13 protein-coding genes and 5 tRNA genes are annotated in these 15388 nt (G+C 41.9%); 14 read left to right on the top strand and 4 right to left on the bottom strand.

Annotation, left to right across the window (positions count from 1 at the left end; translation table 11 throughout):
• Positions 1-7 precede the first annotated feature (7 nt).
• The 3 genes from CRJ00_RS05580 to CRJ00_RS05570 form a co-directional block, all read right to left on the bottom strand.
• A complete protein-coding gene (locus CRJ00_RS05580; RefSeq protein ID WP_099365890.1) occupies positions 8-2365 on the bottom strand; it encodes an ABC transporter permease in 2358 nt (785 codons plus the stop codon).
• 225 nt (positions 2366-2590) lie between these two features.
• Complete coding sequence (locus CRJ00_RS05575; RefSeq protein ID WP_099365889.1) at positions 2591-3268, bottom strand: ABC transporter ATP-binding protein; 678 nt, start codon at positions 3266-3268, stop codon at positions 2591-2593.
• Positions 3269-3315: 47 nt separating this feature from the next.
• Positions 3316-4569 (bottom strand): efflux RND transporter periplasmic adaptor subunit, encoded by a 1254-nt coding sequence (locus tag CRJ00_RS05570; protein ID WP_099365888.1) that lies wholly within the window; start codon positions 4567-4569, stop codon positions 3316-3318.
• A 224-nt stretch (positions 4570-4793) separates the two neighbouring features.
• On the opposite strand from CRJ00_RS05570, the gene CRJ00_RS05565 reads away from it, so the two are divergent.
• The 4 genes from CRJ00_RS05565 (at position 4794) to CRJ00_RS05550 (ending at position 9461) form a co-directional block, all read left to right on the top strand.
• Entirely contained in the window at positions 4794-6101 is a 1308-nt protein-coding gene (locus tag CRJ00_RS05565) for a TolC family protein (RefSeq protein ID WP_099365887.1), read from the top strand.
• A 15-nt stretch (positions 6102-6116) separates the two neighbouring features.
• Positions 6117-7469 (top strand): sigma-54-dependent transcriptional regulator, encoded by a 1353-nt coding sequence (locus tag CRJ00_RS05560; protein ID WP_099365886.1) that lies wholly within the window; start codon positions 6117-6119, stop codon positions 7467-7469.
• A gap of 4 nt (positions 7470-7473) precedes the next feature.
• A complete protein-coding gene (locus tag CRJ00_RS05555; RefSeq protein WP_099365885.1) occupies positions 7474-8793 on the top strand; it encodes a sensor histidine kinase in 1320 nt (439 codons plus the stop codon).
• Positions 8794-8936: 143 nt separating this feature from the next.
• Complete coding sequence (locus CRJ00_RS05550) at positions 8937-9461, top strand: hypothetical protein (RefSeq protein ID WP_144038108.1); 525 nt, start codon at positions 8937-8939, stop codon at positions 9459-9461.
• A 29-nt stretch (positions 9462-9490) separates the two neighbouring features.
• Here CRJ00_RS05550 and CRJ00_RS05545 read toward each other — a convergent pair whose 3' ends face one another.
• A complete protein-coding gene (locus tag CRJ00_RS05545; RefSeq protein WP_099365883.1) occupies positions 9491-10660 on the bottom strand; it encodes a BamA/TamA family outer membrane protein in 1170 nt (389 codons plus the stop codon).
• Positions 10661-10947: 287 nt separating this feature from the next.
• Here CRJ00_RS05545 and CRJ00_RS05540 point away from each other — a divergent pair.
• From CRJ00_RS05540 to rplA, 10 genes are all read left to right on the top strand, one after another.
• Positions 10948-11020 (top strand) — tRNA-Thr (locus tag CRJ00_RS05540).
• Positions 11021-11044: 24 nt separating this feature from the next.
• Positions 11045-11128: transfer RNA gene (locus CRJ00_RS05535), tRNA-Tyr, on the top strand.
• 54 nt (positions 11129-11182) lie between these two features.
• Positions 11183-11255: transfer RNA gene (locus CRJ00_RS05530), tRNA-Gly, on the top strand.
• A 106-nt stretch (positions 11256-11361) separates the two neighbouring features.
• A tRNA-Thr gene (locus tag CRJ00_RS05525) sits at positions 11362-11433 on the top strand.
• Between the two features lie 72 nt (positions 11434-11505).
• Entirely contained in the window at positions 11506-12693 is a 1188-nt protein-coding gene (gene tuf / locus CRJ00_RS05520; RefSeq protein ID WP_099365882.1) for an elongation factor Tu, read from the top strand.
• A 154-nt stretch (positions 12694-12847) separates the two neighbouring features.
• Positions 12848-12918 (top strand) — tRNA-Trp (locus CRJ00_RS05515).
• Between the two features lie 25 nt (positions 12919-12943).
• Positions 12944-13138, top strand: a complete 195-nt coding sequence (secE, locus tag CRJ00_RS05510; protein ID WP_099365881.1) for a preprotein translocase subunit SecE — start codon at positions 12944-12946, stop codon at positions 13136-13138.
• Positions 13139-13161: 23 nt separating this feature from the next.
• Positions 13162-13707 (top strand): transcription termination/antitermination protein NusG, encoded by a 546-nt coding sequence (gene nusG / locus CRJ00_RS05505; protein ID WP_099365880.1) that lies wholly within the window; start codon positions 13162-13164, stop codon positions 13705-13707.
• A gap of 515 nt (positions 13708-14222) precedes the next feature.
• Positions 14223-14666 carry a 50S ribosomal protein L11 gene (gene rplK / locus CRJ00_RS05500; protein WP_099365879.1) on the top strand — a complete coding sequence of 148 codons (444 nt, stop codon included), beginning with the start codon at positions 14223-14225 and terminating at the stop codon, positions 14664-14666.
• A 22-nt stretch (positions 14667-14688) separates the two neighbouring features.
• A complete protein-coding gene (gene rplA, locus CRJ00_RS05495; RefSeq protein WP_099365878.1) occupies positions 14689-15387 on the top strand; it encodes a 50S ribosomal protein L1 in 699 nt (232 codons plus the stop codon).
• Position 15388 lies beyond the last annotated feature (1 nt).

Below are 15388 nucleotides of genomic sequence, written 5' to 3'. Positions count from 1 at the left end.
ATTCACCCTACTCATCCCTCAAGCTCTTCACCGGATTTGCAATTGCCGCCTTAATAGATTGAAAACTCACCGTAAAAATCGTTATCAAAACCGCCCCGATTCCAGCTATTAAAAACACGCCCCAATGAAGCTCAATGCGATAACTATAATTAGATAAAAATTTATCCATAGCCCAATATCCTATCGGGAATGCGATCAAACATGAAACCAGCACCAAACCCACAAATTCTTTTGAAAGCATACGAGTAACCGAAAATACCGAAGCCCCTAAGACCTTCCGTATTCCGATTTCTTTGGTTCTACTTTCTGCCATGAAAGCCGCCAAACCAAACAATCCCAAGCAAGAAATAAATATCGTCAAGCCCGCAAACAACGTCGCCAATTTTCCAGTCCTTTCCGTTTCCTCAAATTTCCGAGCATAAGCCTCATCAATAAATTTATAATCAAATGGAAAATCCGGATTATATTTTTTCAATACCTTTTCCGTTCTATCCAAAGCTTCCTTACTACTTAATTGCGGATTGAAGCGGATATGCATCGTGTTCATATTACTGGAAGCACCCTCGATCAAAAGTGGTTTAACTGGTTCAAAAGGCGATTCTTGGATAAAATCCTTAATCACCCCAATAATTTGGAATTTACTCGATCCATCCATGAAATATTGCCCGATCGGATCTTTAAACCCCATGGCTTTTGCTGCGGTTTCATTAATGATAGCTGCAGTGGAGTCCGTAGCATAACTACCCAAATCAAAGTCGCGACCGGCAACCAATTCAAATCCTGCCGTTTCCACCACCTTATCATCCGCTGTCTGACGGTTGAATTGAATAATCGCATTCGGATCTTTTCCTTCCCAAGTGAATCCATTCCAACCACTCCAACGCTCCGTCAGTGGAGACATCATTCGTGTAACCGATTGTGCAATGCCCTCAGCAATCAATTCCTGTTTTATTAAGACCGCATTTTTAGAAATATTCCCAAACTCAGGTAGGAAAATCAGGTTCTCCTGCTTATAGCCATAATCGCGATCCTGAGCATGTTGGATCTGTTTCCGAATCACTAGTGTGCTAATGATCAGCAAGATGGCAATAGCGAATTGCGTGACTACCAAAATCTTTCTCGGATTGAGTTTATAATGTATATGCCTGAAACGTCCTTTTAAAACTTTTATAGGATTGAAGGAAGATAGGAAGAAGGCTGGATAGATTCCTGCCAAGATGCCTGTCAGGATAATAAATCCAAGGAATAGCACCCAAAAACCAAATTCTTGGAACGAGATCTGCATCTTTAAACCTACCAATTCATTGAAGCTTGGTAAACAAAGGAAAACCAATAATAAGGATAGGATTCCGGAGAAAGTTGCCAAAAGCAGCGACTCCGACAAAAATTGGAGCACCAAACTTGATTTCTGTGCGCCAACCACTTTCCTTATCCCTACCTCTTTGGATCTCTTTTCACTTTGCGCTGTACTGAGGTTCATGAAATTGATGCAAGCAATCAATAGGATAAATACCGCGATCACGATAAAGATCCGCACCATTTCGATCCTGCCACCAACTACTTCGCCATTCTCATATTTATTGTACAGAAAAACTTCTGAAAGTGGTTTCAGGAAAAATTGTGCCTCAGTATTGGAATGTTTTGCAGGTAGGGCGGTGAACTGCTTGTTAATTTGATCTACATTTGCGTTCTTCTCCAACTCTACATAGGTATAAACTGAACTATTGCCCCAATTTTCATCTGATTGCCCTTGTTTTTCCATTAAAGACCAAGGCAGGTAATATTCATATCCTTGGAAGCCATTGTCTGCTCGCCCTGCCTTTAACACCGCACTCACGGATAATATTTCGGTACTATCAATATGCACCGTTTTTCCTACAACATCTACGGATCCAAACATGTCTCTTGCCAGTTTTTCGGATAAGACGATTTGATTGGGTGCAGTGAGGACATTTGCTGGATTTCCACTGTATAAAGGGAAATCGAAAATGCTAAGAAAGCTGGGGTCAACGAATGCACCAATTCCGGCTACCAATTTTTTGTCGCCAACCTGGAATAGAAATCCTCTTGTCCCATTTAACCGGGAAGCTGATTTGACTTCAGGCACATCGGTTTTCAGTGCTGGTACGAGGGGTTTCGGGGTACCAAACCATACGGCGATATCATTGTCGGTGGGTTCTTTGGTTCCAACGGCATAGATCTGATCCGATTTTGGGAAATTGTTATTGATGGAAAACTGGTGGTTTACCCATAGTAAGATCAACATCGAAGCAGCCATTCCGATGGCTAAGCCTATGATATTGATAGCTGTAAAACCCTTGTTGGATTTTAGATTCCGGAATGCAAGTTTGATGTTGTTGTTCATGAGTTAATTGTTTTATTATTATTTTTTGTTTTCGGTTTCGCGTCATTGCGAGGGTTACGTCATTGCGAGGGACGAAGCAATCTTTGGACATGCGGGAAGATTGCTTCGTCGTGCCTCCTCGCAATGACGCGTATGATTACTTCGTCGTGCCTCCTCGCAATGACGCGTATGATTACTTCGTCGTGCCTCCTCGCAATGATGCGAAAAATCCAATGACGCATCAACTTAAACCCCTACCGTCTCCAAAATAACCTGCCCATCCAGCATCCTAATCACCCGATCCGCAAATTTTGCATCATGCTCCGAGTGGGTCACCATAACAATCGTAGTCCCTAATTCATTCAATTCCGTCAACAGGTGCATCACTTCATTACCATTGCTCGAATCCAGGTTTCCCGTAGGCTCATCCGCCAAGATCAATTTAGGATTATTCACCACCGCCCGGGCAACTGCAACCCTTTGCTGCTGACCACCCGATAACTGCTGTGGGAAATGGTTCCTACGGTGCATGATCTGTACCTTCTCCAACACCTCTTCCACTCGTTTCTTCCGTTCTGCAGCCGGCACATTCGTATACACCAATGGCAGTTCCACATTTTCAAAAACGGTCAACTCATCGATCAGGTTAAAACTCTGGAATACAAATCCGATATTATGTTTCCGCAAATCGGAACGCTTACCTTCTTTAAATTTCGCTACTTCTATATTATTGAACAGGTAACTTCCCTCGTCCAGATCATCCAATAATCCCACGATATTCAATAAGGTGGATTTACCACAGCCCGATGGCCCCATAACAGCCACGAATTCCCCTTCCTTTACATGAATGTTCACATCATTCAAGGCCACGGTTTCCACCTCTTCGGTGCGGTAAAATTTTTGCAGATTGGTTATTTTAATCATGTTTCTCTAATTATGGAGGTGTACTATTTTTATGAATTGTTATAGGTTTATTTTTTGATATTCAGTTCCTGAATCTTATCATAGCTTTCATAGCTGGATACGATTACTTTGTCTCCAACTTTCAAACCGCCCAGAACTTCATAGAACTGTGGGTTCTGTCGGCCTAATTGGATATCTGCCCGATAGGCTGTCGTTCCATTTTTATCCAATTTGAAGATCCAATTTCCGGCAGTCTGCTGATAGAATCCTCCCTTGGCCAATAATAAGGCTTTGGTTTCATCACTCAGTGCCAAACGGATGGATAGGGTCTGTCCACGGCGGATACTTTCCGGTCTTTCCCCCACAAACTCCATATCAACCTGGAAACGACCATCCTTAACCTGGGTATACACTTTCTTGATGCGTAGATCATAGGTTTTATCCCCAATGGTAAATTGCCCCTGTAGATCAGGGAAGATCCTGTTGATATAATGTTCGTCGATATCCGCACGGATCTTAAATCCGGTCAGTACATCGATCTGCCCCAACCTTTCCCCGGCCGATTTATTCTGTCCGATCTCTACATCAAAGGAAGTCAATTGTCCATCGACTGGCGCTCGGAGGATCAGATCACCCACTTTCTGGCGCATCAAGGCCAAACCATTCTGGGTTCTCTTATAGGTCTCCCTGTCCTGAGCCACCTTCTGGTTGTTGGATACTTCATCCTGCTTCAGGATCTGTTTGGTTAAGTTTACCCGTTCCTTTTGATAATTATAATCGTTCAATGATTTTTGGTATTCCTGCGATCCGATCGCCTTCTCGGCCAATAATTTTTTGTTCAAGGTATATACCCGATCAGCTTCCTTTAACGCCTGTTCCACATCCGCCATTTGGTTTTTATTGCTGATGGAAACCTGCTGTGCATTGGTCTGGGCAATCTGTGCTTGGGTCAATAGATTCAATACCTGCGTTTCCTGTTGGATAAGCGATAGTTCCAAATCCGTATTGGATAAGCGCATAATGGGATCTCCCTTCCTTAGGTGGGCACCATCTTCCACATATTTTTCTTCCACACGGCCACCTACAGAGGCATCCAGGTAGATACTACTGATGGGCTGCACCGTTCCATTGATAGGAATGAATTCTTGGAAGGATCCTTCCTTTATCTCTACGATGGAAATTCGTTCCGCATCCACATTCAGTTTACTATTGCCACTCGTGAAATAATAGCTTGCTCCAATTAAGGCCACAACTGCCACGATCCCGACAAGGGTTAATATTCTTTTAGAGTTCCAGGTCTTCTGTTCAATCGGTCTGTCCATTGATAAATCTTTGTATTTGCTATTTGCATAGACAAGGTTGTGCCAAACTTATAAGTGGTTGATTATCAGCTATTGTTATAAGCAATTAGGGAAGTGACTGTTCGTTAATGAACAGTTGCCTGTTCGCTCATGGACAACCATTCCAATCCCTTATTTTTAAGTGTTTGATTTTCAGCTTTCTAAATATTTGGCACAGGCTGTGGGATGTCTTGGAAAATTAATTCATGAAAAAAATATCCACAGTTTTAATAATTTTTGTTTGTTGTTTAGTTTGCACGGTTAAAGGACAGGTGAGCGACCTGTCCTTGACCGATTGCATTGCGCTGGCGATCAAGAACAATCCTACATTAAAGCAAGGGGAACTACAGGTTTCCCGCGCGGATTTATATTATAAACAGGCAAAATATAACCGTTTGCCAAATCTGAACGGCAATATCTCCCACGATCTTACCCAAGGTAGATCCATCGATCCGACAACCAATCAATACATAGATAAGAGCAACAGTTCAGGGAGACAATCCCTGAACCTGAGCTTGCCCATTTTCAATGGTTTTGCCATTCTCCATGATATCCGGATGCGTTCGAATGCAAAGGATGCAGGAAAACTGGAGTTTGAGGGACAACTGAATGAGCTGAAATTGAATGTTATTGAAGCCTATATCAAAGTTTTGACCGCTCAGGATATGTTGAAACAGACTGAAGGGCAATTGACCGTTACCAAGGAGCAGTTGCAGCGATCTGAAATCATGCATAGGGAAGGGAATATCAATCCTGGTGATTTTTATGACCTCAAGGGGCAATATAGTGCAGAATTGAATGTCTTGGAACAGACCAAACAGTCCCTAAACAATGCACGGGTTTCCCTTGCAGCCCTATTGAACATCGCACCGGAAGATTTGCCTGGATTAAGGTCTGTAGATACCGCTCCGAAAGCCCAAACACAATCTGCCAAAGAGCTGTTCGAAAAATCCCTGTTCAATATGCCAAATTATAAGGCGATGGATTGGCGGATCAAGGAAATGGAAGAGAGTGTGAAATTAGCAAAGGCAGATTATTTTCCATCCTTATCCTTATCAGGAGGAATGAGTACCAATTATAGTCGCGAAGGGGGATCCTTTTCCAGTCAATATAAAAATAACCTCTACAAAGGTATCGGGTTGAACCTGAGTATCCCTATTTTCAATAAGTTCCAGACCAGGACACTGGTTCGCTTGGCAGAGGTTAATCTGGCAAGTGCAGAATTGGATCGGGAAATCCTAAAGAATGAATTGAGATCCAAAACCGCCCAAGCGGTATTCGATCTCGCGATCACCCAGGAAAACCTGCAGAATCTTCGGGAACAAGAACTGAACTACACGGAAGCTTTTCGGATTTCTACGGTTCATTTTGAAGCGGGAAATAGTAACTCTGTACTTTTTTTGACAGCCAAGAACAAATTGGATGCGGTAAAAAGCCAATTGATCATCAAGGAATATGAATGGTTGATGCAAAAATATATCAATGATTATTACGCAGGTTCATTGGATTTATAAGTAACTTAGCGAGGTATGAAAAAGGCAACCATTTTAGTTGTTGATGACGATCAGGATTTATTAACCGCTACCCGAATATTATTGAGACCAAACGTAAAGGAAGTGCTGGTAGAGCATAATCCCGAACGATTGATCCATATCCTGGAGCGCAATAAAGTGGATATGGTGCTTTTGGACATGAATTTTAAGAGTGCCATCAACACCGGCAATGAAGGGCTGTTCTGGCTTGCCAAGATCAAATCCCAATTCCCACATATCCATGTTTTAATGATCACAGCTTATGGTGCGGTGGATCTGGCGGTAAAATCCCTAAAACAGGGGGCGGCAGATTTTATCGTGAAACCTTGGCAGAACGAACAATTGCTGAATACCATAAACCATGTTTTTGAGGAGAACCAACAGGTACAAAAAGTACATCCTGTTTTTGTCAATAAAGAATTCGATGGTATAATCGGGAAATCCGCCATTATGGAGGATCTACAATACAAGATGGATAAGGTAGCTCCGACCGAAGCCAACATCCTGATCTTGGGAGAGAATGGTACGGGTAAGGATTTGATCGCCTCGGCCATTCATCAACGCTCTTTAAGGAGTAAAAATGCCTATATTAAAGTGGACGTAGGTTCATTGACCGAAACGCTTTTCGAAAGTGAACTTTTTGGTTATAAGAAAGGGGCTTTTACGGATGCTCGAGAAGACAGGAAGGGTAGGTTTGAGCATGCAGATGGTGGAACCTTGTTCCTGGATGAGATCGGCAATATCGCTCTGCCACAACAGGCTAAATTATTGAGTGTACTCCAGAATAGGGCGGTGGTTCCCTTGGGAAGTAGCCATCCCATATCGGTAGATATTCGCCTGTTGAGCGCCACGAATGTGCCCTTGAAAACCTTGGCGGATGAAAGCAGGTTCCGAAAGGATTTGATCTATCGGATCAATACCTTAGAGATCCAAGTTCCCGCACTTCGCGAACGGGTAGAAGACATCCCTTTGCTTGCCCAGCATTTTCTGGCTTTCTACAATAAGAAATACCACAAACATATCGAAGGCTTGGAGCAGGATGCGGTTCAGAAATTAAAACAATACCATTTCCCGGGCAATGTTCGCGAGCTACAGTACAGTATTGAACGTGCGGTGATCATGTCGGATGGGGCTAGCATACGGGCGGAGGACATCCTGTTTTCACCTATTGAACAACAGCTGGAGCAACCCAAACCCGTGGAGTTTGCATCCCATAACCTGGAAGAAATGGAAAGAAAGGCCATCAAATCGGCCATTGAAAGATATAACGGCAATATTTCAAAAGCTGCAAAAGAATTGGGTCTGACCCGAGCGGCACTCTATAGAAGATTGGAAAAATACAATATTTAATACCATGCGCCTGGCTATTTTCGATTTCCTGAAAATGCTCTTCCTCTTGGCGCTTGCCGTTGGGGTAGCCCTGCTTATTTTCAAAGGGTATTATGGTTATGCGGTCTTATCGTTCTTTATGCTCAGCATTTTTGGTTACCGCCTATTCGCTGGCCATCGCTTTTTATATACCCAGTTGCGCGAATTTTCGGAAGCCGTAAAGTATCGGGATTTCACCCGACGTTTTGTGGTGAAACGTAAGCACAGCGTCGAAGGTAAGTTATTTGAGGCGTTCAACCAGATCAACGAGGTCTATAAGAACATCAGTATAGATCAAGCCCTGCAGCAACAATACCTGAACAAGGTGATCAATATGCTGGATACGGCGATCCTATTTTACCATGTGGATAGTGGAAAGGTGATGTGGTTGAACGATGCCTTTAAGGAGCTGTTTCAGGTTCCACACCTCGGCAATATTTCGGGCATGAAAAAGAGACATGCGGAATTGTATGAGAAAACCATGCTCCTAAAGTTGGGCAAGCACCAGATGGAAACTGCGCATTCGAGTAAGGGAAAGATCAAGCTGTTCATGCAGAGTTCCGAATTTGAAACCCAGGAAGGTTTATTCCGCGTAGTGGTTTACCAGAACATCAACGAGGCTATTGATGAAACGGAGACCAAGGCATGGCATAAACTCTTGCGTGTACTGACCCATGAGATCATGAATTCCATTGGCCCCATCAGTTCACTTGCCGACACCCTGCACCATCGACTGGAAAACTGGACTTCCGAATCGGATCTCGAAGACCTGAAGGTTGGTATCTTTACCATCAAAAGAAGGTCAGAAGGGCTGCTGCAATTTGCCAAGAGCTACCGGATGATCAATAAGGTGGACCAACCGCAATTTGCCGATGTACAGGTGGTTCAATTGTTCGAAAACATTTACCAACTCTTGGAACCCACCCTTCTACAGAAAAACATTGACCTGGATATCGTGATCAAAAATACCCGACTGGTTATTCAGGCAGACGTGAACCTTTTGGAACAGGTCATCATTAATATCCTATTGAACGCCATTGAGGCGGTTAAAGATCAGCCTGAACCTTACATCACACTTTCCGCTATTGAACAAAAGGATAATATACAGATCCGGATCAAGGATAATGGGATCGGGATGTCTCCAGAGATCCAAGACCAGATCTTTACCCCATTTTTTACGACCAAAAAGACGGGTACAGGGGTTGGTCTAACCCTCAGCAAACAGATCATGCTCATGCACCATGGCAACCTCGCCGTGGATAGTAAAGAAGGCGAGGGCAGTACGTTTACCCTGCAATTCCCTTAACCTTAAAAAATCGATGTTTTCAGTATGTAAATGACTAGGTTTCGCTATGAAATCAAGGTTTAAGTAGGGTAGAAGCGTGTTTTTATATGCTTACCATACTGTTTACATACTTTTAGGTTACTTTCACCATGGTTTCACTCCGAATGAAATATTGTTTTTCATTCGATTGCTATACCGATTATTACCTTAATTTTGTCCTCATGCGCCACCTGTATGATTACATTTACCATTACCTGATTTCGAATAGCCGACATGGTACGCATTCGCCTTTTGTCTATGCTTTAGCAGATCAGGTGATCTACCAAAAGGATTATGAAAGGAAAGGGGAGGTGGCTGTTCCGGCTAGCATACCGGCCCACCAAAAGGAATTGATAAAGAATATCCTTTCTTTTTGGGGAATAGCGAAGTTAGGTGATGATTGGAACGATGTGGAAGCTGAAGCGTACTGGCTGGAGAAATTGCCAGCACTGGATGATGCGCTGCTTCAGGTCTTAACGTCAGGGAAACCTCTTTTTGTGAAAAACCCTTATTCACGGCAAAATAGAGCGCTTTGGAGGCAAATGTTGCAGAAAAAAGAGGTTACCGTAAGTATCAACCTGTTCCATTTTGGCATATTGCTGTATAGACCCGTTCAACATAAAGAGGACTTTCTGTTGAGGCAGGTATAGATCCAGGCGATTGAATTTTCCAACCTATCCTAAAAGGCTTCGCTGATGCTCAGGTAAAATCCAGACTGGCGTTTCTCTCCGGGTCTTTTTTCGCCATAAGAATAATCGAAGCGGATACTGCTGCTGTGTTCCAGACTGAAGAAATAACGCAATCCGCCGCCGTAGGATGGAAGGAAGCGTGCTTTATGGTCTTCGGAGAAGGTGCTTCCGGTGCCAAGAAATCCGGTAACCCCTACGCGTGGATGGAACCTGTACCTCAACTCAGCTTGGGCGGTCAGGTAATTCTTATCTTTATACCGTCCCAGGTAATACCCTCGCATGGTCATATCTCCACCCAGATCCCGCATCACATAAAAAGGTACATTCTTCCCGTATGTTCCGCGATAAAGCCCTTGGGCAGCCAAAACCAATTTATTTGCTAATGGATAATATCCCCGGATATCGATTTCTGCTTGGCTTCCCGTGAAATCATCATCCTGAAAGAATTTTGGTGCATAGGCATATTTAACCCTTCCATAGAAGCCTTGGCTGGTATAGGTGGTGTTGTTACGGGTATCGTATAGTACAGAAGCTCCCAGCGCGGCATATTGCCCGCCATCCTTACCCAACACTTCAGGGGAGGTGAAAATGCCATCGGCTTCAACATCCTGGAATTGGAAATGTTCATAATTGACATTGACGCCTGCATAGAGGTTGGGGATGATCTTCTTCTCCACATCCAGTTTTACCCGATAGAGTTTCTGTTCCAGGTAATCCTCATCGGTCTTCCAGGTATCATTTCCGATCCCATAGAAGTTGAAGGGCCAATCGCGATAACGGAGTTCCGAAAGGATATGGTATTCGTTCTTCTTTGTCCAGATATCGGAAAGCAACTTGATGTTCTTCTGTTTTTTGGTAGTCAATGTACCGATCAGGGTGATATTGGAAGTGCGGCTTTCCAGGTTTTCCTTATCCATATAGAAGTTGTAGGTACTGGCAAGACCATATTCAAAGCCGGTCTCCTGGGCATAGCCCACAGCAGGCAGGACCATGAAACTAGCGGATCGGCTGGAGTCTTTTTCGGAGGAGATGAATTTTTTTATGATTTTTTGGATGATATTTTTCTGTTCTTGTGCTTGGGAGCTGTTACAATTTGCGGCGAAAAGGACGCTTGCTGTAAAAAGAATGCGGAAAAATTTCGTGTGAAAATGCTTAATCATGCACAAATATAGGGGATAAGTTGACATGAAAAATGAAAATTATTTACTTGCATATCAACGATATGATTTTCAATGGCAAAAAAAACCGGCAAATATTTTTGATATATTCTGGCGTTAGCTATCTTTGCATCATCAAAACGGGACAATAGGTCGAAAAGTTTTGGAAGTTCTTTAAGTGAAAAAAAATAAAAATAAAACTTGCGAATATCAGATAAATATTAGATTTTTGCACTCGCTATCTCCGGAAAGCCGTTCTTTAAAAAGAAAGTTTTATTAAATTAAAATCCGCCTCCTTAGCTCAGCTGGTAGAGCAACTGACTTGTAATCAGTAGGTCATTGGTTCGATTCCGATAGGAGGCTCAAAGCGACGCAAGTTGCTGGTCTGGAGGGGTTCCAGAGCGGTCAAATGGGACGGACTGTAAATCCGTTGCTTCGGCTTCGAAGGTTCGAATCCTTCTCCCTCCACCATGAAAATGGAGTTCTCCACTTACCTCTCGGGGTTTCTACAGTGGGAAACGACAAGCGGAAGTAGCTCAGTTGGTAGAGCGATAGCCTTCCAAGCTATAGGTCGCGAGTTCGAACCTCGTCTTCCGCTCAATTTATAAAAACAAATCTAAGTCTCTCTTCTTTTCAATGAACAAATTAAAAGGGTAGAGACTTATCTTTGTAAATGGGTTTTTAACCTGTTAAAAAGGTTTTAAGCCGAAGTAGCTCAGGGGTAGAGCACTTCCTTGGTAAGGAAGAGGTCGTGGGTTCAAATCCCATCTTTGGCTCGAATACATAAGTTTTATTAACTTTGTAAGATAATTAAAGGAAATATTTTATAATTACTAATTCGCATAAACATGGCAAAAGAGAAATTTGACCGTAGTAAACCGCACTTAAACATTGGTACTATCGGTCACGTTGACCACGGTAAAACAACTACAACAGCTGCTATCACTAAAGTATTAGCTGATAAAGGTTTTTCAGAAGCTCGTTCATTTGATTCAATTGACTCTGCTCCTGAAGAAAAAGAGCGTGGTATTACAATTAACACGGCACACGTAGAATACCAAACAGCTAACCGTCACTATGCACACGTAGATTGTCCTGGACACGCGGATTACGTGAAGAACATGGTAACTGGTGCTGCACAGATGGATGGTGCTATCATCGTAGTTGCTGCTACAGATGGTCCTATGCCTCAAACTCGCGAGCACATCCTATTGGCTCGTCAGGTAGGTGTTCCTGCGTTAGTAGTATTCTTGAACAAAGTTGACTTAGTTGATGACGCTGAGTTATTAGACTTAGTTGAAATGGAAGTTCGTGAATTATTATCATTCTACGAATTCCCAGGTGACGATGTTCCTGTAATCAAAGGTTCTGCATTAGGTGCTTTGAACGGTGAAGAGCAATGGGTTGATTCAATCATGGAATTGATGGACGCTGTAGATAACTACATTCCAATCCCTCCACGTTTGACTGAACTTCCTTTCTTGATGCCTATCGAAGACGTATTCTCGATCACTGGTCGTGGTACTGTTGCAACTGGTCGTATCGAAAGAGGTGTAATCAACTCTGGAGATCCAGTAGAAATCTTAGGTATGGGTGCTGAGAACTTGAAATCTACCGTAACAGGTGTTGAGATGTTCCGTAAGATCTTAGATTACGGTGAAGCAGGTGATAACGTAGGTTTATTGTTACGTGGTATTGAGAAAACTGATATCCGTCGTGGTATGGTTATCTGTAAACCAGGTTCAGTAACTCCTCACACAGACTTCAAAGCTGAGGTTTACGTATTATCAAAAGCTGAAGGTGGTCGTCATACTCCATTCTTCAACAAATACCGTCCTCAATTCTACTTCCGTACGACAGACGTTACTGGAGAGATCACTTTAGAAGAAGGTACAGAGATGGTTATGCCAGGTGATAACGTTACGATCACTGTGAAGTTGATCAACGCTATCGCGATGGAAAAAGGTCTACGTTTCGCTATCCGTGAGGGTGGTCGTACAGTAGGTGCTGGTCAGGTAACTGAAATCTTAGCATAATCTGTCGATTACAACATAAAAAATAAGCTAATTGGCTCAGGCTGATTAGCTTATTTTTTCTAACAATGGAGCTTGCGATAAACTCCATTAAAATTGAAATAATATTTGTTGTAATGCGGTTTAAACGCTATATTTGCAACATCATAAAAAATACACGGGCATAGTTCAATGGTAGAATAGAGGTCTCCAAAACCTTCGATCAGGGTTCGAATCCTTGTGCCCGTGCTTAATAAACTTAGAAAACAATTAAATGGCAAAAGTACTTGATTTTTTTAAGGACTCTTATACAGAGATCACCGAGAAAGTGACTTGGCCGACTTGGTCACAATTGCAGAGTCATGCTATTATTGTACTTGTTGCTTCCATTATCATCGCATTGTTGATTTTCGTAATGGATAAAGCATCGAGCAACATTATGGAGTTGTTGTACAATACAGCTTCTTAATTTTTCTAATTCGAAAGAAGACTATGGCAGATCAAAGTTTAAAATGGTACGTAGTTCGTGCTGTTAGTGGGAAAGAGAAGAAGGTAAAGCAATATCTTGAGGCAGAAATCAATCGTTTAGGAATACAGCATTTAGTAACGCAGGTATTGATCCCTATGGAGAAATACTATCAGATGCGTGATGGTAAAAAAGTAGCGAAAGAGCGTAACTATTACCCTGGATATGTATTGATTGAAGCAGCTTTGGATGGAGAGATTGAGCACGCGATCAAAAACGTAAATAGCGTAATCGGATTTTTAGGTGATAAAGCAGGTAATGCGATCCCTTTGCGTCCGGCAGAAGTAAACAGGATCCTAGGTAAAGTGGATGAGATGGCCGAGCAAGGCGAGTCTATCAACGTTCCTTACTACGTAGGTGAAACAGTGAAAGTAAGCGATGGTCCATTCAATGGATTCACCGGTGAAATCGAAGAGGTTCATGAGGATAAGAAGAAATTGACCGTAATGGTTAAGGTATTTGGAAGAAAGACTCCTCTTGAATTGAACTATATGCAAGTGGAGAAGGAATAATCCGGATCGAAGATAATATAGAGACAGCAATAATGTCTATCAAAAAAAACCGATATTGAGAAATATCGGTTTTTTGTTTTTTTTATAAACTTAATATCTGTATATATTGAGATATGATTATTTGGATAAGCTCGCAAATAGATCATCCATATTTGTAAAACCTTTGAGTTTTTTAGAAACAGAAAGTGTTTCCTCGATGGCTTTCTTAGTCTTATCATTAGGTTTATTAGAATGAATGCTCTCAATTCGTAAAGAGGATGATTTCTTTGAATTATTTGTATTCATCTTGCTATCATTTTAAATACAAAGCTAATCTTAATTCCTTGCTATAACAAATAGCAATCCATCGCCTCAAATAAAAAGTAAAAAATATTTTCATCTTAAAGAATTTATATATATCTTTGCACCTCGTTTGATTGCAAAACTTAGGTTTAAGGTCGAACGAGAAAAAGTAAATGTTACGTTATTGCTTCCAACTTACTAACAAACATTTAACAAATTAAATCACAAAAAAAATGGCAAAAGAAGTCAGTGCGTTAGTAAAATTACAAGTGAAGGGCGGTGCTGCAAACCCATCTCCACCAGTAGGACCTGCATTAGGTGCTAAAGGTGTGAACATCATGGATTTTTGTAAGCAATTCAACGCTCGTACGCAAGACAAACCAGGTCAAGTATTACCTGTTGTAATCACTGTATATGCCGACAAATCTTTTGATTTTATCATCAAGACTCCACCAGTAGCGGTTCAGTTAAAAGACGCAGCTAAATTGAAAAGTGGATCAGGCGAGCCTAACCGTAAGAAGGTGGCAAGCATTACTTGGGATCAAGTAAAGCAAATCGCTGAAGATAAAATGCCAGATTTGAATGCATTTACCGTAGAGTCAGCTATGAGAATGGTTGCCGGTACAGCGCGTAGTATGGGTATCACAGTATCTGGAGATGCTCCTTGGAAAAATTAATTAACGAAATCAGTTTAAGAAAGTGGCTAGATTAACAAAAAATCAAAAAGCGGCACTATCCAAAATTGAAGCTGGTAAGGCGTATACTTTAAAAGAAGCTTCGGCTTTAGTTAAAGAAATCACCAATACCAAGTTTGATGCTTCAGTGGATATCGACGTTCGTTTGGGCGTAGATCCTCGTAAAGCAAATCAAATGGTTCGTGGTATCGCAACATTACCTCACGGAACTGGTAAGACAGTTCGTGTTTTAGTTTTATGTACTCCTGATAAGGAAGAAGAAGCTAAAGCAGCAGGTGCGGACTACGTAGGTCTTGACGACTACATCAGCAAAATCGAAGGTGGTTGGACTGACGTTGACATCATCATCACTATGCCTAGTGTTATGGCGAAAGTAGGTAAATTGGGTCGTATTTTAGGTCCAAGAAACTTGATGCCTAACCCTAAAACTGGTACAGTAACTACCGAAGTTGGTAAAGCTGTAACAGAGGTTAAAGGTGGTAAGATCGATTTCAAAGTTGACAAAACAGGTATCATCCACACTTCAGTTGGTAAAGTGTCTTTCGATGCAGATAAAATCTATGATAACGCATTAGAGGTATTACAAACGTTAGCGCGTTTGAAACCATCTGCAGCTAAAGGAACGTACTTCAAGAGTATTCACATTTCATCAACCATGAGTCCAGGTATTCATGTAGAAACTAAATCAGTAGTAGGAATTTAAT

The sequence above is a fragment of the Sphingobacterium sp. 1.A.4 genome, from assembly GCF_002734245.1.
GTDB lineage: Bacteria > Bacteroidota > Bacteroidia > Sphingobacteriales > Sphingobacteriaceae > Sphingobacterium > Sphingobacterium tenebrionis.
This window is presented reverse-complemented; position numbering and strand designations above follow the sequence as displayed.